The organism is Paenibacillus hunanensis (assembly GCF_014645615.1).
In the GTDB taxonomy this organism is placed as follows: domain Bacteria; phylum Bacillota; class Bacilli; order Paenibacillales; family Paenibacillaceae; genus Saccharibacillus; species Saccharibacillus hunanensis.
On sequence record NZ_BMMB01000002.1, the window covers coordinates 356,440 to 380,055 of the forward strand.

Consider the following 23,616-nt stretch of genomic DNA (forward strand, 5'->3'; position numbering starts at 1 on the left):
ACCTATACATGAACTATATATCTTGATGTATCTTGGATAGCTAAACTACGCACTTCTATCTCTACCTGATATGAAGCATTTTATCAAAAGGGAAAGCTATGAAAAAAGATCTCATTGGGCATCCTATTATGAACAAGTTATAAACAAGCTCGCCAGAGGTCTATTTTTCGCCCATTTATTCATGCGGTTACTCGCTATATTCATATGGCGATCCAGCCTGTTCGATTGGATAATATTGCTATACATAGCATCCTATCGATACAGGAGGAATACATATGAAGTATACCGTATCCAAATGGTTATTATCTGGCGCACTTGCAATGACAGCCTGCTCTGCTATTTTACCCGTTCCGTCCAGTCATGCCGCGGTGATTAATCATGATCAGGTGGTGGGCTTTAGCGAAGTCGCACCGACCAATGATTCGCAGCGCGCTGCCAAGACCTTTCAGCCCTTTCTTAAAGTCTACAATGGCAGTGTGCCGTTCCCTGCTGTCGATGCACAGGGGAATACAAGTGGTGGGCTGAAGCCGACAGGCTCACCGGAAGGACAGAGCAGCAAAAGCATCGGTCAGGTGTATGCACGCTCGGCATGGTACAACGGTGCATGGGCGATTATGTATTCGTGGTACTTTCCAAAGGATGAAGCCTCTCCATCACTCGGTCATCGTCATGATTGGGAATGTGCCGTCATCTGGATCGACGATCCAGCAGCTGCTAATCCAAAGGTACTGTCTATCTCGTACTCCCAGCACGGCGGCTTCCAAAATGCTGCGCCAGCAGGCAACAATATGAGTGGCTCGCATGCACTCATCGGCTATCGTAGCATCTGGCCACTGAATCATTCTCTCTTTAGTGTAACCGATGTGGGCGGCACCCAACCGCTAATCAATTGGGAACAGCTCACTCCAGCTGCACGAGATGCGCTGAATACGACAGACTTTGGCGATGCTAACGTACCGTTCAAGGATTCGAACTTTATAAGCAATCTGCAAAAAGCGTGGTTTAAATAAAGCTCACTGCTGCATAGTAATCCATGCGAAAAGCCGTGGCTTAAATAAAATCCACCGCTGTATGGGAATTCATCCAAAAAGCCGTTATCTCTCGGATGAGGAGATAGCGGCTTTTGTATCCTAAACTACACCGTATTTTGTTTATAGTATGAGGGATACAGCTTCCATTTAAAGATTATAGATTACATAACTTTTAGAGTGTAGAATTTCTATGGTCTAAAGCTTCTATCTATTGCCTCATCGCTTCTGCATCTGCTCACGCGTAAATCGCAGCCATTCCCGCGCCGCAAAGGATAAATACCGCTCACGATGCCAGATCATCCCAAGCTGCCACGGAATCGCTGGCTGTACATCCGGTACGATATGCAACTTCTCCTGATTGATCTGCCTACAAATCGTCTCCGGCAATAATGCAATCCCCAGCCCTGCGCTCACCATCTCACTGATCAGATCCCATTGCGAGCTTTCATAAATAATCTTCGGCTGAAAGCCTGCTCGAATACACGAATCGATAATTCGTCCATGCAGCGTAAAGTCCTCGCGGAAAATAATAAACGAATCCTCCGCTAACTCAATCAGCTCTGCCTGCTCCCGACCTGCTAGCGGATGTGTCACCGGAACGAGCAGATTCAGCTTTTCCTCTCGAAATGAGAAATACTCCAGTACCTGATCCGACACAGGCAATACAGCAACCCCGATATCCAGCGCACCACTGACCACATCATTTTCCACCTTCTTACCGCCGTCCTCAAACAGCTGAATCGTCACATTCGGATACAACTGATGAAATTGTCCAATAATCCTTGGAAAAAACCGCGACCCAATCATCGGCGGCAGCCCAATCCGCAGGTGCCCACTCTTCAAATTTCGCAAATCATCCAGCTGCGAGGACAGACTCTCAAACGACTTCACAATATTCTGCGCCTGCTGCTCAATCACTCGCCCCGCATCCGTCAACTCAATCGACCGCCCCACCCGATTAAACAAAGCCGCCCCCAGTTCCTCCTCCAACGCCCGAATCGTCTTACTAATAGTCGGCTGTGTAATAAACAACGCCTCCGCCGCCCGCGTAAAACTCCCCAACCGCACAACTTCCATAAAATACTGCAAATGCCGAATATCCATCCCAACGCCTCCTCAATGTAACATATTCCTGTATCTATTTATCTATTCATCTATTTGCCTATGTGCTTACATCTATTATGTGTTTTTTATATACTTATGCGTTCGTTTATCTATTGTTTTACCCATCCCTCCACCTTCTCCCCATCCTCCCTGTTACCGCCTTATCACCTCAACAAATCATTTCCTCTTCACCTTACGATCTGCTACTACTATCTACCATCCACACGATCTGCTACTACTATCTACCATCCATCCACTCCACTGCCCTATATAAAGCATACAAAATCTCATACACACGCCTCATTAAACAAAAATGCCCCCTCACCATAGCGTGTATGCAAACACCCCTGTCCCTCCTAGCACAGAACGAAGGGAAGGAAATAAGGGAAACGGACGGACTTTTGAGCACGGGAATCTACATTTCACTCCTACTTCGTAGATTCCTGTGCGAGACGGAAGTCCGTTCCCTTATTTCTTCCCGAAGTGGTGCATACAAGACAACACCAGTGTTTAACACCCGCCCTCCCACCCATATCCAAACGGAATACATTTCATGCCATATATGAATTTTACTCATGAAAGAAACAGATGTAAAATTTTCATATCAACTAAAACACTCTTCATTTCCTTACAACTGTTATTTACACATCGAATATTAAGAGAGAAGGATTTACCTCATGAAAAATATAGGGAAAGGCATTATCCAAGTCGCTGCGCTGATGGGTTTCTCCGAGCTACTGAATCTGCTGGTGAGCTGGCTGCATCTGCCTGTTCCCGGCAGTATTATCGGCATTGCGATTTTATTTATTTTGCTACAATCTCGCGTTATCAAGCTGGAATGGGTCGATATCGGAGCAAGCTGGCTACTGGCGGAGCTGCTACTCTTCTTCATTCCATCTGCTGTCGGGGTGATGAACTACATTCCGATGCTAGAGCAGGATGGCGTACGCATTATGGTCATTGTTATTTTCAGCACGATTCTCGTTATGGCTAGCTCGGGTCTACTGGCTGCCATCATGTCCAAACGAAAGGAGCGTCATTCCTCATGAATTCGATTATTTTCCTACTGGCAACATTGATCATCTATGCAGGAGCGAAGAAGCTATACAAGCGCTTCCCGCGTGTATACCTGTCGCCTTTGCTGACGACTCCACTCGTGCTGGTCATCGTGCTGCTCATCATGAAGATTCCATACACGAATTACAATGAAGGCGGTCATCTGCTGTCCCTGTTACTACAGCCAGCAACGATTGCATTTGCGATACCACTGTACAAAAACTTGCCCACACTCAAAAAGCACGCCAGCGCGATTATCGCGAGTGTGCTTTGCGGATCGCTCGTTGCGGTGAGCACATCGGCATTGTTTGCCAAGCTGCTGCATCTGGATCATAATCTGATGAGTAGCATTATCCCACGCTCGATCACTACACCGATTGCGATGAATGTATCCCAAGCGATTGGCGGTGTACCTACGATTACTGCTGTGTTCGTGATCATCACTGGACTGATTGGCAGTATGATCGGCCCGTATATGGTAAAATGGTTCCGAATCGAAAGTGAGATTGCCCGAGGCATTCTATTCGGTACAGCGGCTCACGGTACAGGCACATCGAAAGCATTTGAGCTCAGCTCATTGACTGGAACGATCTCCAGTATCTCGATGATTCTGTCGGCTTTATTTACACTGGCGACCACGCCTATTCTTGCACTTATGATGCTGCCCTGAACGGGCAGCTTTTTTTGTGTCTGTATAAATAAACTATTACATACATAGTTGCATAAATAACTCCCTTTTGATACCCATCATTTAAATATAATTTTATACGTATAAGTGAATAATTATTAGTTTAGTTAAATTTTTTATTATATTAATTGTAGGTTATTCAATTGTGTTTTCTATTAATAAATAGTTTGAATTGTTGCAACAACTATATAAAAGCCGCTGTTAAATCCATTATTATCCATGTATTATTAACGTATATATTCGGACAATTTCCAAAATTTTTATCCAGTCCCAATTGCAAAAGATGAATTTTATACCGATATTGTTGTATATTTATATAAGAGCAGCCTGATGATTGGAGCCAACAGGCAGACGAATTTTGATCAATCGATAATGTGATAATCTAAACTGACCAAAGCGGAGGACCTTAATCATGAAAAAAACAGGTATGGTACGTCAATTGGACAGTCTCGGCAGAATCGTTATTCCGAAAGAGATTCGGGATACGATGGAGATTGGCATTAGTGATCCGATGGAATTTTTTATTACCGAAAAAGAAATTATCTTCCGCAAGCACAAAGGCATTCAGTGCATTTTCTGCGGTAGCTTTGACGATCTGATGTACTACAAGGATCAATTCATTTGTGGGGTATGTGCGGAGCAGATGGGTGACGAATCCCAGCATATTCCGATGGAGCAAATGACCGAAGCGCCTGCATTTAGTCGCAATTTGCAGTCTTCTCTACGTAAGTCCAGAAGTAAACGCGGTGAGATGCTGACCAAGGTGGAAACAGCGATGCAGGAAAATCCTGGCGCGACACAAAATGAGCTAGCTCGCATACTGGGCATCTCGCAAAGCCGTGTTTGCCAGATTCAAAAGGAATTGCGTGCATCCAGTTCTACTTACGAGCGCTAAGAATTGGCGATGAGCAGGATGTAGCACCGATCACTTGCTTTGCTTGATCCGATGATCGTTTGACGAGCAGTATAACGAACCATTTATCATTTTCTAGTCGAAGACATGATCGATACGAACGACGGAAACAGCTCTAAATACAGCTGTGCTCCAAGCGCCTGTTCATACTGGTATCGATTCCATTATGTAATGTATCGCTACCGATGGTTAGAGATGCAATGGATGAGGGCTATCGCCTGGCTTTGAGCTATAGATGATAAGGGTAGGCTTGTTATCCGTATCTCGCTCACGATGGTCTGAATATAGGCGTGCTTGTGAAGAAGTCTATTCTTTTGCTCATAACATTGAATTTTATACGATTACAAATGAACCCCCACTGCATTCCATCATAGATGGATTCAAGGTGGGGGTTTTAAAATCGCTGTAGATTGGATATACCTGTAGTTTTGATATCGCCACAGATTGTGATGTAACTACTAGCTTGAATATGTTCATGAACAGTAATTATTTCTTCACCCAATACGCACTACCATCCTCATGACGATCCATAAAGCCGTATTCGATCATATATCGGCGCAGCGTAACATAATCGGCAAATGCAGCAGATAGCACCTCATTCACCTGTTTTTCTGTATACTGACGATTGCTATCAAAACGCTTCACCAGATGACGCAAAATAATAATTTTTCGTTTCTCCTTGCGTGGGAATTCAGACAATGGCCCATCCAATCCCTCTTTAAAATACTGCTTCAGGAGCAATGCACTTTCTTGCTCTGTAATGTTATACCGTTCATCCACCATCGTCGCCGTACGATGAATCTCGATAAATGGTGCAGGGTCATTACTCTGTTGCTCCAGCAGCTCCATAATCGCCAATAACACTCGTGCCTGCTTGGCTTTCTCTCGCAATGCAAACCGATGGTTGCGAATGGTCGATTTACTACTCCCATGCTCGGCTACCAGCTCCGCATCACTTTTCCCTTCATAAAAAGATTGCAGTAAATTACATTGTAGCTCCGTTAAGCCGGTCAGCTTTTTGTTCAGCGTGAGCAAATAATGGAACATGGAGACGTAATTCAAGCGAATATGCTGCTGAACGAAGCGCTCCGCCTCAAAATACAGCCCATCCTGCTCATAGATTCTCCCCTTTTCAAATACCTGCCCATCGATCAGACATACAAACCCACCAAATGGCCCTGCATGTGCATCCTCCATATATCCCTGCTTCAGCTCTTCCAATGAAGCCTGCCAAAAACGATCGGCTTGCTGCTTGCTGGTTATTTCACTCATCGTGATTGCTCCTTTACTTGGATAGAATAAATTAAATAGTCGACTTTTTATATTTATATATTAATGTCTATTAAATAAATAGTCAAATTTATATTTTGTCTATTAAAAACACAAACAAATTCATATTTTTCAGATTATATTTCGTTCGTATTCGGTTTGAGTCGGATTATACTCTGAATATTACATAAAAATAACCAGCCCGCCTTCAGTTCATGACCGAAGAGGAGCTGGTTATTTACAATGTACAATATAACAAGTATAGCCAATACAGCAGATACAGCTAGCCATCAGTCGAACGTCCAATTAGCATCCACTCAGCATTAATCTTCTCATTTTAATCTAGCTCACTTTAATTCAACTCTTTTTGCAAATAGTCTGTGACCGCACTAATTTTAGTTTTCATCTGCTTCAGATTAAGTGGCTTTGTTTTAGAAATTCTCGTGATTTGAATCAGAATATTATTGTAAGAGATTAAACAAGTATCGTATTGATCTAGTATTGGCTCATTTTGCTTCTGCTTTAGCGTATTGCTGGGCCAGGAGATCATATCTTTGCCAAGCGAATGCGGGAGATAGATCACATCGACTACCGTAAACGCATCGCCTTGATTATCCTTATAGATTAATTGTTTTTGCGTCGTATCATTGGATTGCTCCCCATTCTTCGTCAAAAAAGAGCGTGTATTGAAGGAGTCAGCTGGATCGATCGCTACCAGATTCGTGTCTGTCGTATGCTTTACGATATGGGCGTCTGGGAATACTAGATTGGTGGAGCTTTGATCAAATAGCTTTTCGTATTGTTGGTAGCTGTATACGGTATCCGAGCTAGCGGTAGTTGAAGCTACAGGAGCGGCTTGCTTTGGGGTGCTAGCGGTCTCTTGCTTGTCACAGGCAGCGCACAGAATGGAAACAGCAATCCATAGCATGAGGAGGTACTTCATTTGGCTTCACTCTTTTCTATGTAAGTTGTTGAATCGTATCGCTATATTATGACTTTACTTTACACACCCATCTAACGTATACCGGGGGTGGATTGGCTACTCTATTTTTATTTTTATTTTTATTTCAATTCCGATTTCTATTGCTGTTTCTGTTCCTGTTTCTGCTTCTAATTCTGTTCTGCTGCAAAATAAAACCGAGCACTCTTTTCAATAAGAGAACTCGGTCTTTTTCTCACTCACTATTTATCTTAGCAAAACAGGTCGTTTCCGATCCCTATCTTATGAAGAATGCACAGCCTGCTTGCTCACGCGCCTAGCTGCTACAGCCGGACGGGACAGCGAGTACAGCGCGCACAGGAAGGACAGTAAAACAATCGCTGCGCCAACCCATGAATTCATGTTTACCGTACCAGTATTTTTAACCACGATTCCACCGAGAGCGGAGCCGATGGCGATACCAACCTGGAGTGCGGAGAAGTTGAAGCTTTGCTGAATATCGGATGTTTCCGGTGCATTTTCGATCAGGTAGCTTTGCTGTGCTGGCGACAGTGCCCAGCTCAGTGCGCCCCAGACGAACAGTACGATCGGGAAGATCCAGATCGATTTGACAGCGAGTGGCAGTACGAACATCGTCAGAGCAAATACACCGATCACGATCAGAATACTACGGCGGCTACCCAGACGGTCAGACATCATTCCGCCGATCATGCCACCACTTACAGCAGCAATACCGAATACGAAGTATACAATACTAATCCAGTATGCATTCAATCCCATCGTATTTTCCAGAAACGGTGTCAAATACGCATACATTGTATAGTGACCTGCCAGCAGCAGCATCGTTACGAGATGCGCGCTGAAGATTTTAGCATTTTTCAGAGAAGCGAGCTGTGCGCGCAGTGGCATGGATTCTTCAACTGGAATACGCTCCATGAACAAGGCTACGATCAGCATAGCAACGAGGGTCAGCAGCGCAATCGCCAGGAACAGCACGCGCCAGCCAAGTGCTTCTTGAATCAGAACGCCGATCGGTACGCCGAGTACGATCGATGAGCTAATTCCCATCGAGATAATACCGATAACGCGAGCACGGAATTGTGGGGCTACGACTTTTACTGCAATCGTTAGTGACAGGGTAACGATCAGCGATCCGCTCGCTGCTGTCAGCATACGTGAAGCAAACAATACTTCATAGTTCGGACTCCAAAATGCGAGCATACTACCCGCTGTAAAGATCAGCATCGACCACAGATACAGCGACTTCCGTTCCACACGGGAAGTGAGCGCCAGTAACGTTGGGCCAGCAATCGCATAGACTAATGCATAAATGGTGATAAGCTGTCCTGCCGTACCGATCGATACGTTCAGATCACGCGAAATCTCTGGCAGTACACCACCGATAATCAATTCAATCAAGCCGACCGTGAAGGTCGCAATGGTCAAAATCAGTACCTTGAAATTCAAGCCTTCTCTCTCCTTTGTTTTAAACGATTCATTTTTAACATGCATGCAGACAGATCGACAGGAGCCGCTGCTTATGTTCAAAACGGGAGTGCCGGAATGCTGCAAAATCCATAAAAAAATCCTGATTACAACAGGATGCATAGACGATGCACCATCTGTAGTAATCAGGATTGTTCGGTTCCTGGTAGAGACCCTCAAACCATATTATTGAGGTTATACACGATGTATGATAAATTCCTTCACTCATTCAGTTGTAGGTTAATCATTGATGGGACGTCACATCAACATTACATACCTTACCAGATGAGAAATGAAATTTCAATAGTTATTTTCAGTAAATTTAAAAGTATTTTTAGTAAATCTGAAAACCCTGCTACTATGCACACATCTGAAATTTGATCCTATTTTAATATCCAATCCTAATATAACAAAGGATTGAATTACGAGAAAATAATTTTCATGATGAAAATTCTCAAGCTTTATTCTTTTTATATTACTTATTTGGTTGTGATATAAACAACGAATTTCAAACAAGAATCCGGCTACTTGAATTTATTCATACTCTCTAAGTTTAATTTTCAGATATTTAATCAAAAGAACCCCAATATATATAGCGAAGCCCAATAGAACTAACATGATCACTAGCAAAATGAACGGTAATACGGATACCAACATTTTATCTTCCTCCTCTAATACTAGATTATATGTACCATATCATAGTAAGATTCACAGGTAAAATAAAGACGAAATCTCATTTTATGTAATTTAACCTTTTCTAATGTACAATGCTATACACTACAAAAATAAAATTCGTCTAATATTATTATGTAAATATTATTGACGATTAAATCGGAACGTTATATGCTACTTATGAAACCGCAATCAAACAAATAGCGACCGTACATCGGCGTGTTACCAGCAATGGGCATGAGCCAAGCAACGGACGATACGAATATCCTTTCCGGGTATCCTTGTGTCTCCCTTGTCTTGGCTCTTTTTGGCGTTTCTGGGCTTGGATGGATACATGTCAGGTATAAATTGCAAAATTGACGGCTGCAGCGTCATTCTTGCTTTTCGCCAGCGCCTTACCGTGTTATCCTGCAAGCAAGAGGTGATTATCGGAATGAGCATAGACAATCGATTGCTGCGTGTAGATCGCGTAGTCGGCAACAATATCGTGATGGCATCGTATGAGCCAACCGGTGTTGAATATGTGCTGCTCGGCAAAGGACTCGGCTTTGCCGCCAAAAATATGCAGGAGCTGAACACGTCGGATGAACGTATCGAAAAGCGGTTTCGACTGGAAGACCGGGAACAGCTGATGAACCATCCGACCTTTTTCGAGGATATGGATGCACCGGTGCTGGAGGTTTCGGATCGAATTATCCAGCGAATCGAGCAGACATTTCCTGAACGGTTGAACGATAAGATCTATCTGGCTCTGCCAAGCCACATCCAGTTTACCGTTTATCGGATGCGTCATGGGATCGAGATCGTGAATCCTTTTTTGCAAGAAACACAGCTTTGTTTTCCACAGGAATATGAGGTGGCGCTGGATGCTCTGCACATGATACGCGAGGCATTTGAGCTGGATATCCCGGAGGATGAAGCGGGCTTTCTAACGTATCATATCCACTCTGCGGTCACGCATGTACCTGTCGGACAGCTCGTTAAAATGTCTTCCCTACTCGGAAAGCTACAGCAAATGATCGAGCAGGAGCACAATATGACCTTCCGCCAGGGCAGTATGAATCAGGTACGCCTGATGATCCATCTGCGCTTTGCACTGGAACGGATCGTCCAGGGCTCGCTTGTCGATAATCCGCTGATCCATCATATTCGCGAGCAATATGCTGCGGAGTATGCACTGGCAGTACGGATGAAGGACGTGATGGAGCAAGAGCTCAAGCTAAGCGTGCCGGAGGATGAGGTTTGTTTTCTCGCGATGCATTTGTATCGGTTATTCCGTACGTACAATAAGGAAGGCTGATCGCACGCATTGCGGCTTATAAATACGATTACACGGGTGCTTGGTGCTTGGTGCTTGGTGCTTGGTGCTTGGTGCTTGGTGCTTGGTGCTTGGTGCTTGGTGCTTGGTGCTGACTAATGGTGAGCCACTGCTTCCACCCTTGCAACGAGAATCATGTGAATTGTGCTTGTATTCATCCGCTAATCGTGTTGCTATCCTCATTCATCGCATGGGATAGCGACAGAGTTAGCGGATGAATGTACAGCTCATTTCGTATATTCTACAATGAAAATATTTTTCATATGGTTCCGTATTTTGTACTACGTTATACCGCGTTATCCCATTCCAAAAGAAAACAGTATACGGGTAGCTCAAGATGATGTACTCCCTATTACTGTAAGGAGGTCTATGCCTATGCTTCAATTTTTACAAAAGATCGGTCGCTCGCTGATGCTTCCGGTTGCTACACTGCCTGCCGCAGGCATTTTACAGGGATTTGGTCTGATAAATTACGAAAAGGATATCCCCCTTGGCTCTACGGTGGGCGGCTTTTTGAACCAGTATATCGCTCCGCTGCTTACCGCTGGTGCTGGTGCAATCTTCGGTAATCTCGCGCTCATTTTCGCTGTCGGTATTGCCATCGGTATGGCACGCGATGCTGTAGCTGCGCTGTCAGCGGTCATGGGTTATATGATTCTGACTGCGATTCTCGACATTATTCCGGGCATGATGGGTTATATTCCGGATGATGTGAAGCTGAATATGGGCGTACTCGGCGGTATTCTGGTCGGTCTATGGGCAGCCTATATGTATAATCGCTTCCACAATATTAAAATGCCGGATTGGCTCGGCTTTTTCTCCGGTAAACGCTTTGTGCCGATGATTACGGCTGCAACGACTATCGTACTCGCTACCTTGATCGGTATGATCTGGAGTCCGATTCAGGATGCGATCTCCGCATTCGGGATGTGGGTTGTCGGTCTGGGCGGTTTTGGTGCCTTTGTATTCGGTGCAGCGAACCGTTTGCTCGTTCCGATTGGTCTACACCACGTATTGAACTCGATCGCCTGGTTCCAGATCGGCGATTACACCGATGCAGCGGGTAAAGTCGTACACGGTGACCTGACTCGCTTCTTCGCTGGTGACAAATCGGCAGGGATGTTCATGTCTGGCTTCTTCCCGATTATGATGTTCGCTCTACCAGGTGCAGCACTTGCCTTCATCCATACGGCACGTCCAGAGAAACGCAAAGCGGTAGCTGCGATCTTTATCAGTGCTGCGATCGCTTCGTTCATGACAGGTATTACGGAGCCACTGGAATTCGCGTTTATGTTCACGGCACCATTATTGTATGTTGTACATGCCTTGCTGACGGGTCTGTCTGGCTTGATCATGTATATGCTGAACGTCAAGCTCGGCTTTGGCTTCTCGGCAGGTCTGATTGACTACCTTGTAAATCTGAAGCTTGCCACCAACCCGCTGCTGATGATTCCAGTTGGTCTAGGCTTCGGTGTCGTGTACTATGTACTGTTCCGCTTCCTGATCGTGAAGTTCAATTTGAAGACACCGGGTCGCGAGGATGATGATCTGGCAGTAACTGCTGTTCCTGCTACAGGCACGCCAACAGCTCAACCGAAGGCTGCTATCTCAGCTTCCGGTGCAACGAGTAGTGACAGCAAAGCCACTCAAGTTCTGAACCATCTTGGTGGCGCACAAAATATCGATAGCATCGACGCATGTATTACGCGTCTGCGTCTCGTTGTTAAGGATGACCGTCAGGTCGAGGATGCAGAGCTGCGCAAGCTAGGTGCAGCTGGCATTATGCGACTCGGTCAGGGTGCCGTACAGGTTATTTTCGGTACACAATCTGAAGCACTCAAGGATGAGATTAAAGATATTATTGATAAGTAATACATGGATGTACCCCTACAGTACCTGAATCGTATACTACTGTAATGAAAACTCAGATTACAACTAAAAGCATCGCTCGCAGTGATTCTCTCACTGCTGGCGATGCTTTTTTATACTTTTCCAATCATGAGTTGCGAGATTACCGGTAGCGATTATGCGCTCTCTATCTACTACGCTCCATTGTTAAAACTCGTTTGTTTTTGAAATGCAGTTCAGGCAGCTACGGATGCGACTGTACTCTTTTACAATAGCTCCACGTATCCAGCCCCACCATGCAGGCGAATCCGCTGCCCATCTCGAATACGTGTGGTCGCCTGATCGACGCCGACAATCGCAGGCAATCCATACTCACGTGCAATGACCGCACCGTGCGTCATCACTCCACCCACCTCGGTAATTAACCCTTTTATCGTGACGAATACTGGTGTCCAGCCTGGATCGGTAAATGGGGTCACCAGAATATCCCCTTCCTCCAGCGTAGCCTCCTGCATCGAATGTAGCACACGCGCTCTACCTTCGACGACTCCAGCCGATACAGGTGTTCCTGGTAATGCTCCTTCTGGCAATGAATCTTGCCTGTACTGTCCACTGATCGTTTCGCCCTCCGAAGTAATCACACGTGGTGGCGCCAGACGGCTGTACTGCTCATCATCACGGCGACGCTGCTCGATTAGCTCCAGATCGGCTTGTCTGGTACGCACAAACTCATTCAGCTCTTCCAGCGTTAATTCGTATACGTCTTCCTTATGCCGGATTACGCCCGTTTGTACCAGGTGTTCTGCTTCCCGCATAATCGCCTGTTTATATATAAAATAGCGCCGAATCATGCCATACTTCGGATACTCACGGTATCCGCTCAGTTCACGCAGCATACGCACATAATGCTGAAAGGCACGTAGCTTCTGCTCACCCTCGGGTAGCTGTACGATTCGCTCACTCAGCTCTGCTTCCTTAGCTGCGGCACGCTGCTCTCCTAAATGAAACCGTTGCTTGCCAGCATCGGACGCATTACTTTTAATAGAACTCAACAGGAGCGGAATTAGTGCAGCGGGATGCTCACTCCATCGCATCCGCGTCAGATCGATCTCACCTGGACAACGCATCCCATAGCGCTGCAAATACGCATCCATCGCTTCACGAACAATACTGCCACCCTCCACATCTCGAAGCTGCTCCAGAAATTCATCGTCCTCTGTCCGTTCTAATAGCGCGATCACCTTGGGAAAAGGACGAATGGTATCCGCCAGCTCCATTACAGCCAGCCCCATCTCAGAGGTTACATTACCGGGAATGGACTGGGACAACATATCTGCCGCATGCTCTTCACCAAGCCAATCATATAGCTGACGATTAATCCAATTAAAAGCGTCCATCGCTCCCTTGATCACCACCATACTATCTGGCTCGAATAAAATGCTGCGCAGCTCCTGCAAATCCTCATCAATATAATCCATCGCTTCTGTTCCTGACCGATTGGGCAGCTCGTTTTGGAGCTTTTTTAAAGATGTCTCGGTTCGTTCAACAAGTCGATTAACGATGGAACGATCGATGACTGGCAGCTCCGCCTCCACACTCGCTTCATGAGCAGGAGTCGACACCCCTTTTGCTGGAGAAGACTTTAATGCTGATTCAGCTTCTTGCCCGCTCAACGGAGTCTGCGCTACAGGCTCATCCAGCAAAGGAATAAAGCCACGATCGATCACCGTTTGTACGGCATCACTGACGAGTGGATCCGACTGTGCGAAGCCTTCGATCAGCATTTTACGCGTAGCGGTACGCTGTAGCAAAGCGGTAGCATCGACGAATAAACGCCCTCCTGCTACACGCATCGGTGCTCTTGTCGTTCTTAGAAAAAAGGACAGCCCCAGCGGTCGCATCACATCCGTCATCATCTGCTGATGACCTACCGATAGATACACCCGATTCCCCGGCTCCGTCGATTCAGGAATGGGATACAGGGTCGTGATCGGACGGCTTTGCACAATATAAAACTGATTATTCGCCAGGCACCATTCGATATCCTGAGGCTGACCAAAATAACCTTCAATCTGCCGTCCAAGCTGCGCCAGCTGTACAATTTGCGAGTCGGTTAATACCTGTTGATGCTGGCGGCTAGCTTCAATCGTCTGCGTTACCGTTCCTCCCTGCGGCATTGGATATATCGCTGTCGTTTTCACCGCTATGCGGCGCTCTGTCATTCGCCCATCGCGCACAGCATAATGGTCTGCCGAAGCAATGCCAGACACTAGCGCTTCCCCCAGTCCCCACCCTGCATCAATAGCTAGCTGATGACGATTGGAGGTGAGCGGATCAGCAGTAAACAAAATACCGGAAGCTTCTGGGAACACCATTTTCTGCACGATTACACAGAGGGAGAGCTGGCGATGATCGAAGCTATTGCGAATACGGTACATGACAGCACGTTCGGTAAATAGCGACGCCCAGCAGGCTCGAATATGCTGCATTAATGAGTGCTGACCGATCACATTCAAATAGCTATCCTGCTGTCCAGCAAAGGACGCATGGGGCAAATCCTCTGCGGTTGCACTGGAACGGACGGCATACGGCTCATCCGCACCCAGTCGTGTCAGATGCCCTGTGACCTCTTCTGCTAATTCAGCAGGCAGCTCGGCTTCAAGTATCCATTGCCGTATTTGCAGCGCGAGCTCTCGAATGGATTCATTTTCATCTATAGACGACAATATCGCTAATTGCTGGAGCCATTCATTATACTGTGCACGATGCTGAACGAATTGCTTGTAAGCATCGGTGGTGATGCAAAATCCATCCGGTACAGCAACACCCTCCATTGCATGCAGCTGCCCCAAATGAAATGCCTTTCCACCTACCAGCTCTAGCGAATGCTCCGCAGTTAGCTCCTGCAAATCTAATACATATTTCGTCATCCCCATCGCTCCCGTCCGCTTGCCGAATTTGGTGTTTGACAAGATTTCGTCCCCATGATATTATTGAATTATAAGATAGCATTACTATATTTAAAAATAAATAATTTAGTCGCGATCCTATTATAGCATCGCGTATTTTTATATGCAATACATTACCCTCTACCTTTTTTACTCAGAAGTAGAGGGTTTTATTATGTTTATTTGAGCTATATTTAGTGGTTTCAACGATGTTCTTTTCACCTTACTTCTACTTCTACTTCTACTTCTACTTCTACTTCTACTTCTACTTCTACTTCTACTTCTACTTCTACTTCTACTTCTACTTCTACTTCTACTTCTACTTCTACTTCTACACCTCATTGTGCCACACAGTCCTTTCCTGTAAACGAATACTTCTCCCTCTAAACGGGTAAATGACAGGAAACAGACCAATCGAGGTGACCACAATGCCTGACAAATTCGACTACGATCTCGACTATCCCAATCTCGATCTGCGCGAGCATCCTGAGCTGTATCGTGTAGGCAAGGGTGAGCAAGGCGTGCTCATGGTAGAGCCGTACAAAGGCGAAATCCTTCCACACTGGCGCTTCAAAACACCCGATATCGCTAAGGAATCGTCTGAGAAGATCTATGCGATGTTTCTAGAATACAAGGAGCAAAACGACTTTGTCGGTATGGATATGGCACGTAAATTCCTGCAAATGGGCTATACGCGCGCACGCCGCTATACGAACCACAAGGGCGGACGTAAATACGATGAGGACGGCACTATTTTGCCCTATACTAGCGATCCGATCAAAGCAGAATCCGCACGCATTTTCAAAGTGAAATGGGATGAAGCGAAGACGGATGCCGATTATATACGCATGAAAAAAGAGCATCAGCAGCGCTATGGCGGCTGATGCTCTTTTTTGCTCGTATTGCTCCTCATGATATACAGTTGATGAGCAGCAGACATTTTATGATCATCGTTGTTTTTGGTTTATACATAGGGAATATAATGATGCCGATATATGTGTACCTTTTACTATCAAATTACTATCAAACTAGATCATGCAATTCTAAATACTGAACGAATTTCTCAGCAAAAGCATCTCCATATACTTTCCGCATATAGGAAGTATTAAATATATATTGCGGGTTATTGTCCAGTTTTTTTACATAACGCAGCAGTATTTTCCCATCGTCGCTGGATGGATCTTCATTTTGCTGTATCCGTATTAATGCCTTTTTTACCCGTAGAGATAGATCGTCTACATAAATATGGTTTTTCAGCTTAGGTGGAACTGCCAGCGACAAATCACAACCCTGAAACACTACCCCATCGAGCATACAATTAGCAAAGTTAGCCTGTAGTCCTTGCTTTCCGTTCCCTTCAAATGTAATATCGACCAGCTTCCCAGCAAATGTACAATTCACAATACGAGAAGCTTGTAACACCCGATCCTGTAGCTTGCATTTGGTAAATGTACAGTTGACGAATGTCGCATTCTCCATCGTCATCCCTCTCATATCACAGGAGGTAAATTCGCAATTCACGAACACAGCTTCCTCCTGCCCGATCCCCACTGCACGCAGATCACAGCGAATAAACGTACACGTATCCATCATACAATGGGCAAACAACCTCGCATTACTCAAATCGCAGGTATCGAACGTTATCTCTCGCAGCGTACAGCCAAAAAAGATCGGCGCACCGATATTTGAGTTCGTAATCGTCATATTATGTAAAGATTCGTTTTCGTACCGCACGATATCTAGGAAGGATTCCTGGTTGACGACCCTACCGGATTCAAGCTTACGCATGGGTATAATCCCTTCCTTTCTGGATGGCTATGATCGTATAACGCTGTCCGCAGCATATGAACTATAGATGAGTTAGCTTTTAGTTACAATAAATATACTGGCATCTTCACCTGTTTTGACCCATTGTACACTGGCTTTCATCGTCTCAGAAATAAACCGCAAATTCACATTAAACGTGTGCTCGGTCGGATCAATAAACGGCGGAGCAACCAGAGGAACCATTCGTCCATTAACGATGGCATTGCTGCTATTATTAGTCAGTACGATCGTTGTATTTGCATTGGTAGCTATGACCGATTTGCTGTTAGCATCCCAGCTTACATTCATATCGAACTTTTGAAAAATAGGTCGAAACGGTACATAGGTGACACCTGCTAAACCTACACCAGCAAAAATATCTAGCTTTTCTTGATTAAAATACACCGCTGGCTTTTCAACCGACGCGTAGGTAACCGCTGGATGAACGGTGACAATGATTAGAGCCAGCATGATTAATTTCAATACCCAATCTTTCATTTTACGATCCTCATCTTCTTCTATTCATGTCGTGCGCTATCTATATTATGCCAAATGCTGTCATTACAAATCCACATCCTCTATATTGAGATTAGAGCTTTTATAGGTATCGAGGATATATCGTGATAAACAAATTTTAGATGTTCACAGGTAGGTGATACGATGAAAATCAACGAGCTTGCACGCAAGCTGGGCATATCAACGCGTACGATCCGCTTTTATGAGCAAAATGGGTTGTTGCCTGGTGTGATTCGCGAAAATAATCGCTATCGTGTGTTTAACGATGAGGATGTGTGGCGATTGCAGACGATTATTGCACTACGGGAAGCGGGTATGACGGTAAAGGATATTCGCGAGGTATTGGAATCAGAGTCTGCGCACCATGCTGTTACAGATCGTGAACGGTTGCGGTATTATTTGGAGCTACAACAGGCGCTCCTGGCTGGACAATGGCTGGAAATGCGTCGGATGGCAGAGACGACCTCGCAAATGCTGGAGCTACTACAAAAGGAACAGGAGTTGCCGTTGCAGGAGTTTTTCGAGTTAGCGCAGCAGGCACGGCAGCTGCGTGAGCTACGACACAATTGGCGGGATCACTGGAATTTTGATCAGCGAGCCGAAGAACATGATCGGCATGTACATACAGATCATACGGCGTATCCCGGCTATGACGAGGTACTCACTCATACTGCTGCTAGTGTGCGCGCAGCTCAAGGTGAGCGAGGGCTGGATCTGGGTACAGGAACAGGGAATCTTGCAGGACGATTGCTGGCGCAAGGGGCGAATATGGCAGGTATTGATCAATCCCGCGAAATGCTCAAGCAATGTCGGAGCAAATTCCCTGCCATGGATGTACGCATGGGTAATCTGCTGTCGATTCCTTATGATGATCGAAGCTTTGATTTTGTTGTGTCCAGCTTTGCTTTTCGCTATCTGGCAGAGCAGGAGCTGCCGCTCGCCCTGGCAGAGCTACAGCGCGTATTGAAGCCACATGGACGGATATGTATTACCGATACGATCCCAGAAAACACAGAAAATTCTACACTTGCCCGACTACTACAGGATTGGCTGGAGCAGCACGATTATATGCTACAACGTACCTCACCTTACACGGGTGTGTTCACGCTGCTGGCGGTGCCCATTCGCGTATCGTCATAGATTAGAGCGCAGAAAAAGACCGCTTTTTCGGATTGATCGTGATGTCAGAGAAGAAATCCGAAAAAGCGGCCTATGAGTATGTTTATCGTTGTATTAATTATGTTGAGGAAAGCGATATTGCGGAGCCTTGGTGGGGATGAAGGTAAGGCATTTATTTGATAATAATGATGACACCACGATCCAGATGCTTGGACATGGAATTGCCTCCTTTGAAAAGCGGATAGTGTGGATAGGTTCAGAAAGGGACGATTACTTAATGATGATGATCACGCTACGCTCGTTTGTCATGGTTGGGTTCTCCTTTCATTGGATATTGGCTTACGGTGTGAGTGGTGAGAAATAAGGGTTACTTCGTTACGATGATAATGACGCCGCGTACAGGTGCTTTTTGCATGTTGTCGCCTCCTTTGTCGTTAGTTATGTTGTGAAAATCGGTTGAGCGTGATGGGGAATTACGCTGTTTGTGTGATAATGATAATGACGTTCAGGATGGAGCTTGTATGCATATCGATCCCTCCTCTCGGAACATGTATGTATAAGATGGGAATGTGATCACTGGCTGGGTGGCGGGTGAATTACTTCGTTACGATGATGATCACGTTACGTTCGTTGTTCATGGATATGTCCTCCCTTCGCTTGATAACTGAACCAACTGCTTCGACACATTACTTCGTTACGATGATGATCACGCTACGCTCATTGTTCATGGATATGCCCTCCCTTCAATTGATAACTGAAACAACTGCTCTGGCAAATTACTTCGTCACGATAATGATCACGTTACGTTCGTTGTTCATGGATATGTCCTCCTTTCACTCGATAGATGAACCAACTGCTCCGACGAATTACTTCGTTACGATAATGATCACGTTACGCTCGTTGTTCATGGATATGTCCTCCTTTCATTCGATAACTGAACCAACTGCTCCAACAAATTACTTCGTTACGATGATGATCACGTTACGCTCGTTGTTCTTGGATATGTCCTCCCTTCACTTGATCAATGAACCCGACTCCAACAAATTACTTCGTTACGATAATGATCACGCTACGCTCGTTGTTCATGGATATGCCCTCCCTTCACTTGATAAATGAACCAACTACTCCGACGAATTACTTCGTTACGATGATGATCACGTTACGCTTGTTGTTCATGGATGTGTCCTCCCTTCGCTTGATAACTGAACCAACTGCTCCAGCGAATTACTTCGTTACGATAATGATCACGTTACGCTCGTTGTTCATGAATATGCCCTCCTTTCACTCCATAAATGAACCAACTGCCCCGACGAATTACTTCGTTACGATGATGATCACGTTACGTTCGTTGTTCATGGATGTGTCCTCCCTTCGCTTGATGACTGAACCAACTGCTTCGACACATTACTTCGTTACGATGATGATCACGTTACGTTCGTTGTTCATGGATATGTCCTCCTTTCACTCCATAAATGAACCAACTGCCCCGACGAATTACTTCGTTACGATAATGATCACGTTACGTTCGTTGTTCATGGATGTGTCCTCCCTTCGCTTGATAACTGAACCAACTGCTTCGACACATTACTTCGTTACGATGATGATCACGCTACGCTCGTTATTCATGGATATGCCCTCCCTTAACTTGATAACTGAACCAACTGCTTCGACACATTACTTCGTTACGATAATGATCACGTTACGCTCGTTGTTCATGAATATGCCCTCCTTTCACTCCATAAATGAACCAACTGCCCCGACGAATTACTTCGTTACGATGATGATCACGCTACGCTCGTTGTTCATGGATATGCCCTCCCTTAACTTGATAACTGAACCAACTGCTTAGACACATTACTTCGTCACGATAATGATCACACCACGTGTTTGCATCCTACTCACCTCCCCAAAGGAATCTTACTCACCTGACCTCCGCGCTAGCGTCAGCCCTTAGCGAGCCACTGCATATGGCTTCATCTGAGATGGATACACGACGGCTGATTTTAAAATGCTGTACATGTACATATCCCGATGTTCGCCTTCGCGGTACACATGATCTCGTAAAATGCCTTCCTGCTCAAAGCCAAATGCGTGGATCAGCTTGAGTGCGCCTTCGTTATGTAGATGCACTTCACCGGAGATTTTCCGTAGATTCAGGTAATTGAAGCAGTATTGCAGGATCAGCTCGGTAACGTAGGTGCCTACCTTTTTGCCTACATAGTCCGGCGTCAGCACGAGACCATATTTGCAGCGTTGATGAATATACGAGGTTTCGTACAGCATGGCCATACCGGCACGCTCGCCATTCACTTTGACGATGAACATCTTGTTATCGCCGGATTGGAAGAAGCCGACCGTTTTGTCGATACTACCAGCCGAGATCGGATACTCTGACGGCTCCAGTGCATTCATAATCACCGTCGGACTATTGTACAGCTGTAACAAAAACGCTTTATCCGCTTCCTCTACGCCCACCAACACGATTCCTTGCTCTGCATTCATCAACATTTGAACCCCTCCATCTTTGTATTAGATTGATCGATACATTCCGCAATACTGCCTAGCTTATTTCGTGTAGAGCTTATATTTAATCTCTTCAAGCTGTATGACAGCAGACGCTGCGGCATGTTCAGGGTGCAGATTCAAGGATGCCATGACCTGGGGCGCTGCAAAATAACTGAGGATGTGTACTTGCTGGATATGCTAGATACAACAGGTTTGACGTGATGCGTAGCGGACTACTGCGAATATAGTCTGCGTGACTTCTACCTGCTTGCTATACCTGGAAAAGGCTCGTTCGCCTTTTACTCGGCCATGCCCAGTACAGCAGGGGTCATATCCTTCGCTGGTGGCATTGCCCGAGTATGCTTATTCAGCAGCCAGTAAGCGGAATTCACAATGACGATCACGCCACAGGAGATGATGAGTACACCATTTCCTGCCCACGCTCCAAGCGCACCACCTAGAATCGCTCCAACCGGGGCAATTGCTGCGGATAATCCGAGTACAGCTGCCATCACACGACCGATTAATTGCGGTGGAACGACCGACTGAATCATGACCTGCGATAACACGTTGATCATGCCTGCTGGAATCCAGCCGATGGCGAACAGTGCAATCGCCATCCATGCGGCAGGCACCACACCGGTCAGCATCCAGCATACGCCGCAGATGAAGATGAGCAGGCAGTAGAGTAAGCCCATTTTGAAGCGGTGAAGCTTGAGTAACGAAGCGGCATACGAGCCAGTGATAATGCCTACACCCGCAGCAGCCATGAAGAATCCGTAATATTGCGCGCCACCCCAGCTCTCTGCAAAGGCGGGTAGTACAGCATAGATCGAGATTCCTGCCAGATTGACGAAGATGATACCGAGCAGCATCCGTGTGAAGATTGGTTTTTTCAGTACATCCAATCCCTCGCGTAGATCGCTGTTATACTGACGAATGACACTTTTTAAGGTTGGGCGCTTAACCTGCTCCGGTGTCGCCTCTGTCGCTTGTGCTCTGGCAGCATCTTGCTCCTGCTTTGCTTGTGGCAACCGTAGCAAGGTGAACAACAGCGCCGTGAGTACGAAGGTCATACTGTTCAGATAGAAGACCGATACTGCGCCAACCATGGCGATTACAATCCCTGCCAGTGAATTAAATGCTGCGTCACTTCCTTGATACGCGATGGCGAATAATGAATTGCCTCGTGTCAGCTGCTCCTTCGGTAGTACCTTCGGCAGCAAGCTTAGCTGCGTCGGATAGATGAATTGATTGAGCAGTGAGATGATTGGCATCAGCACCAGCACGATGGTGATCGTCAGCATCCCGTACGCATATAATGTTGGAATGATCAGTAGCAGTACAGACTGCGTAATCTGCGTGAAGATCATGAGCCGTTTAGCTGGGAAGCGATCGATCAGCGGCCCCATTACAATCTGAGCCAGCGCTGGGAGTGAAGTTAAGAATAACGCCAGTCCCGTGTATAGCGTCGAGCCTCCCAGCTGATAGACCATCCACATTGCGGCAATGGCGTAGAAGCTATCACCCATATTCGCTAGAAAACGTCCACTTAACAGCAGTGTGAAATTCCAGTTACGTAATATTGAACTCATGTGACTTTCTCCTTTCGTGTTCTTTTAATTATTCGGTCATATTTTTTTGACCGTTTCGGTAAAATAAAAACCTACCCTTTTTACAAGTAATAGGTTCCTATCCAGCGAAGGAAATCGATACGCCAGCCTATAGTAAGCTGCCTGTATCCTTCGCCTGTTAATCTGCCGCTTTTACCGTGCTACGCTCTGCCCACTGAATCTTCACTTCGTAGCTTGCCTTGTCACCATCGGCACCCTGTCCATTCAGCTCCTCGTAGAGACGATCGATGCCTTCCAGAAAACGCTGGAGCGATTCGGCATTGCCTTCGAAATGATAGTCCTTTTTCGTTAGCTGCGGTGCACCGCTAAAGCTTAGTAAATCTTCACTTGGAATGATCGCCTTGGCGATCGGGCTATAGAACTTTTGCAAAATCCCATTTTTCTCTTCCCGGCGGACGACTTCGATAATTCCGTTCTTCTCCAGCTCCTGTAGATGATAATGGATTTTGGAACGGGATAGATCCATCTTTTCGGCAAGCTGTTGTCCGGTCATAGGCTCTCTGCCCAGATGATACAGCAGCTGAACACGAAACGGATCACTTACGGCACGAAGCTGGTTTAACTCATCAATAATCAGAACATCTTTCATTTGCAACTCACTCCTACTTTTTCAAAACCGTCAGTTTTGTTTGACCGTGTTGTTTGATTGTATTGTATGATGCCGGGGATGGGATTGTCAACGGTTTTTTGGAAGTTTTTTCAAATGAATATTGTATATTTCTATGCCTGAAATTGCGCTTCTACTTAATGCGTAGAAATTAGTC

Annotated in this window: 19 protein-coding genes and 1 riboswitch; of the genes, 9 read left to right on the plus strand and 10 right to left on the minus strand. The window is 45.7% G+C overall.

The features are described 5' to 3' along the window. Positions 1-320 precede the first annotated feature (320 nt). Complete coding sequence (locus IEX62_RS05000; RefSeq protein WP_188774591.1) at positions 321-1,010, plus strand: NPP1 family protein; 690 nt, start codon at positions 321-323, stop codon at positions 1,008-1,010. Between the two features lie 237 nt (positions 1,011-1,247). On the opposite strand, the gene cidR is transcribed toward IEX62_RS05000, so the two are convergent. Beyond that, a complete protein-coding gene (gene cidR / locus IEX62_RS05005; protein WP_188774314.1) occupies positions 1,248-2,135 on the minus strand; it encodes a cidABC operon transcriptional activator CidR in 888 nt (295 codons plus the stop codon). A 677-nt stretch (positions 2,136-2,812) separates the two neighbouring features. On the opposite strand from cidR, the gene IEX62_RS05010 reads away from it, so the two are divergent. The 3 genes from IEX62_RS05010 to IEX62_RS05020 all read left to right on the plus strand — a co-directional run bounded on the left by IEX62_RS05010 (position 2,813) and on the right by IEX62_RS05020 (position 4,774). Then, positions 2,813-3,184 (plus strand): CidA/LrgA family protein, encoded by a 372-nt coding sequence (locus IEX62_RS05010; protein ID WP_188774315.1) that lies wholly within the window; start codon positions 2,813-2,815, stop codon positions 3,182-3,184. Beyond that, on the plus strand, positions 3,181-3,861 hold the full coding sequence (locus tag IEX62_RS05015) for a CidB/LrgB family autolysis modulator (RefSeq protein ID WP_188774316.1): 681 nt from the start codon (positions 3,181-3,183) through the stop codon (positions 3,859-3,861). Before IEX62_RS05010 ends, IEX62_RS05015 begins: the two co-directional genes overlap by 4 nt. 430 nt (positions 3,862-4,291) lie before the next feature. After that, a complete protein-coding gene (locus tag IEX62_RS05020; RefSeq protein ID WP_188774317.1) occupies positions 4,292-4,774 on the plus strand; it encodes an AbrB/MazE/SpoVT family DNA-binding domain-containing protein in 483 nt (160 codons plus the stop codon). Between the two features lie 504 nt (positions 4,775-5,278). Here the strand turns inward: IEX62_RS05020 and IEX62_RS05025 are convergent. The 3 genes from IEX62_RS05025 to IEX62_RS05035 all read right to left on the minus strand — a co-directional run bounded on the left by IEX62_RS05025 (position 5,279) and on the right by IEX62_RS05035 (position 8,468). Further along, positions 5,279-6,064, minus strand: a complete 786-nt coding sequence (locus IEX62_RS05025) for a DUF2087 domain-containing protein (protein ID WP_188774318.1) — start codon at positions 6,062-6,064, stop codon at positions 5,279-5,281. Positions 6,065-6,413: 349 nt separating this feature from the next. Next, positions 6,414-7,004, minus strand: coding sequence for a hypothetical protein (locus tag IEX62_RS05030; protein WP_188774319.1), 591 nt, complete (start codon positions 7,002-7,004; stop codon positions 6,414-6,416). Positions 7,005-7,283: 279 nt separating this feature from the next. Continuing rightward, positions 7,284-8,468 (minus strand): MFS transporter, encoded by a 1,185-nt coding sequence (locus tag IEX62_RS05035; protein WP_188774320.1) that lies wholly within the window; start codon positions 8,466-8,468, stop codon positions 7,284-7,286. 141 nt (positions 8,469-8,609) lie between these two features. Further along, a riboswitch (purine riboswitch) is annotated at positions 8,610-8,708 on the minus strand. A gap of 883 nt (positions 8,709-9,591) precedes the next feature. On the opposite strand from IEX62_RS05035, the gene IEX62_RS05040 reads away from it, so the two are divergent. Together IEX62_RS05040 and nagE are read left to right on the plus strand one after the other, a co-directional pair. Next, positions 9,592-10,458, plus strand: a complete 867-nt coding sequence (locus tag IEX62_RS05040; protein WP_188774321.1) for a BglG family transcription antiterminator — start codon at positions 9,592-9,594, stop codon at positions 10,456-10,458. 393 nt (positions 10,459-10,851) lie between these two features. Next, complete coding sequence (gene nagE, locus IEX62_RS05045; RefSeq protein ID WP_188774322.1) at positions 10,852-12,348, plus strand: N-acetylglucosamine-specific PTS transporter subunit IIBC; 1,497 nt, start codon at positions 10,852-10,854, stop codon at positions 12,346-12,348. Between the two features lie 242 nt (positions 12,349-12,590). On the opposite strand, the gene ppsA is transcribed toward nagE, so the two are convergent. After that, on the minus strand, positions 12,591-15,254 hold the full coding sequence (ppsA, locus tag IEX62_RS05050; RefSeq protein ID WP_188774592.1) for a phosphoenolpyruvate synthase: 2,664 nt from the start codon (positions 15,252-15,254) through the stop codon (positions 12,591-12,593). 446 nt (positions 15,255-15,700) lie between these two features. On the opposite strand from ppsA, the gene IEX62_RS05055 reads away from it, so the two are divergent. Both IEX62_RS05055 and IEX62_RS24140 read left to right on the plus strand, forming a co-directional pair. Continuing rightward, positions 15,701-16,156 (plus strand): DUF4385 domain-containing protein, encoded by a 456-nt coding sequence (locus IEX62_RS05055; protein WP_188774323.1) that lies wholly within the window; start codon positions 15,701-15,703, stop codon positions 16,154-16,156. Positions 16,157-16,238: 82 nt separating this feature from the next. After that, on the plus strand, positions 16,239-16,304 hold the full coding sequence (locus tag IEX62_RS24140) for a CVP-CTERM putative protein-anchoring domain-containing protein (protein ID WP_506329715.1): 66 nt from the start codon (positions 16,239-16,241) through the stop codon (positions 16,302-16,304). Here IEX62_RS24140 and IEX62_RS05060 read toward each other — a convergent pair. Both IEX62_RS05060 and IEX62_RS05065 read right to left on the minus strand, forming a co-directional pair. Then, positions 16,296-17,060 carry a pentapeptide repeat-containing protein gene (locus IEX62_RS05060; RefSeq protein WP_188774324.1) on the minus strand — a complete coding sequence of 255 codons (765 nt, stop codon included), beginning with the start codon at positions 17,058-17,060 and terminating at the stop codon, positions 16,296-16,298. The two genes, IEX62_RS24140 and IEX62_RS05060, sit on opposite strands and share 9 nt — an antisense overlap. Positions 17,061-17,132: 72 nt before the next feature. After that, a complete protein-coding gene (locus IEX62_RS05065; protein ID WP_188774325.1) occupies positions 17,133-17,576 on the minus strand; it encodes a copper amine oxidase N-terminal domain-containing protein in 444 nt (147 codons plus the stop codon). A gap of 162 nt (positions 17,577-17,738) precedes the next feature. On the opposite strand from IEX62_RS05065, the gene IEX62_RS05070 reads away from it, so the two are divergent. Next, a complete protein-coding gene (locus IEX62_RS05070; protein WP_188774326.1) occupies positions 17,739-18,734 on the plus strand; it encodes a MerR family transcriptional regulator in 996 nt (331 codons plus the stop codon). Positions 18,735-20,663: 1,929 nt separating this feature from the next. Here the strand turns inward: IEX62_RS05070 and IEX62_RS05075 are convergent. The 3 genes from IEX62_RS05075 to IEX62_RS05085 all read right to left on the minus strand — a co-directional run bounded on the left by IEX62_RS05075 (position 20,664) and on the right by IEX62_RS05085 (position 23,441). Continuing rightward, positions 20,664-21,221: a GNAT family N-acetyltransferase gene (locus IEX62_RS05075; protein WP_188774327.1), complete on the minus strand. Its 558-nt coding sequence runs from the start codon at positions 21,219-21,221 to the stop codon at positions 20,664-20,666. A 296-nt stretch (positions 21,222-21,517) separates the two neighbouring features. Then, on the minus strand, positions 21,518-22,813 hold the full coding sequence (locus IEX62_RS05080) for an MFS transporter (RefSeq protein WP_188774328.1): 1,296 nt from the start codon (positions 22,811-22,813) through the stop codon (positions 21,518-21,520). 157 nt (positions 22,814-22,970) lie between these two features. After that, positions 22,971-23,441 carry an ArsR/SmtB family transcription factor gene (locus IEX62_RS05085; RefSeq protein WP_188774329.1) on the minus strand — a complete coding sequence of 157 codons (471 nt, stop codon included), beginning with the start codon at positions 23,439-23,441 and terminating at the stop codon, positions 22,971-22,973. Positions 23,442-23,616: the final 175 nt, after the last annotated feature.

Bases quoted from the DNA above. Each gene is read 5' to 3' on its own strand.
- ppsA (WP_188774592.1), bottom strand. From the start codon at position 15,254: ATGACGAAATATGTATTAGATTTGCAGGAGCTAACTGCGGAGCATTCG.
- nagE (WP_188774322.1), top strand. From the start codon at position 10,852: ATGCTTCAATTTTTACAAAAGATCGGTCGCTCGCTGATGCTTCCGGTT.
- IEX62_RS05085 (WP_188774329.1), bottom strand. From the start codon at position 23,441: ATGAAAGATGTTCTGATTATTGATGAGTTAAACCAGCTTCGTGCCGTA.
- IEX62_RS05020 (WP_188774317.1), top strand. From the start codon at position 4,292: ATGAAAAAAACAGGTATGGTACGTCAATTGGACAGTCTCGGCAGAATC.
- IEX62_RS05080 (WP_188774328.1), bottom strand. From the start codon at position 22,813: ATGAGTTCAATATTACGTAACTGGAATTTCACACTGCTGTTAAGTGGA.
- IEX62_RS05070 (WP_188774326.1), top strand. From the start codon at position 17,739: ATGAAAATCAACGAGCTTGCACGCAAGCTGGGCATATCAACGCGTACG.
- IEX62_RS05025 (WP_188774318.1), bottom strand. From the start codon at position 6,064: ATGAGTGAAATAACCAGCAAGCAGCAAGCCGATCGTTTTTGGCAGGCT.
- IEX62_RS05015 (WP_188774316.1), top strand. From the start codon at position 3,181: ATGAATTCGATTATTTTCCTACTGGCAACATTGATCATCTATGCAGGA.
- IEX62_RS05000 (WP_188774591.1), top strand. From the start codon at position 321: ATGACAGCCTGCTCTGCTATTTTACCCGTTCCGTCCAGTCATGCCGCG.
- IEX62_RS05065 (WP_188774325.1), bottom strand. From the start codon at position 17,576: ATGAAAGATTGGGTATTGAAATTAATCATGCTGGCTCTAATCATTGTC.
- IEX62_RS05060 (WP_188774324.1), bottom strand. From the start codon at position 17,060: ATGCGTAAGCTTGAATCCGGTAGGGTCGTCAACCAGGAATCCTTCCTA.
- IEX62_RS05010 (WP_188774315.1), top strand. From the start codon at position 2,813: ATGAAAAATATAGGGAAAGGCATTATCCAAGTCGCTGCGCTGATGGGT.
- IEX62_RS05055 (WP_188774323.1), top strand. From the start codon at position 15,701: ATGCCTGACAAATTCGACTACGATCTCGACTATCCCAATCTCGATCTG.
- cidR (WP_188774314.1), bottom strand. From the start codon at position 2,135: ATGGATATTCGGCATTTGCAGTATTTTATGGAAGTTGTGCGGTTGGGG.
- IEX62_RS05040 (WP_188774321.1), top strand. From the start codon at position 9,592: ATGAGCATAGACAATCGATTGCTGCGTGTAGATCGCGTAGTCGGCAAC.
- IEX62_RS05030 (WP_188774319.1), bottom strand. From the start codon at position 7,004: ATGAAGTACCTCCTCATGCTATGGATTGCTGTTTCCATTCTGTGCGCT.
- IEX62_RS05075 (WP_188774327.1), bottom strand. From the start codon at position 21,221: ATGTTGATGAATGCAGAGCAAGGAATCGTGTTGGTGGGCGTAGAGGAA.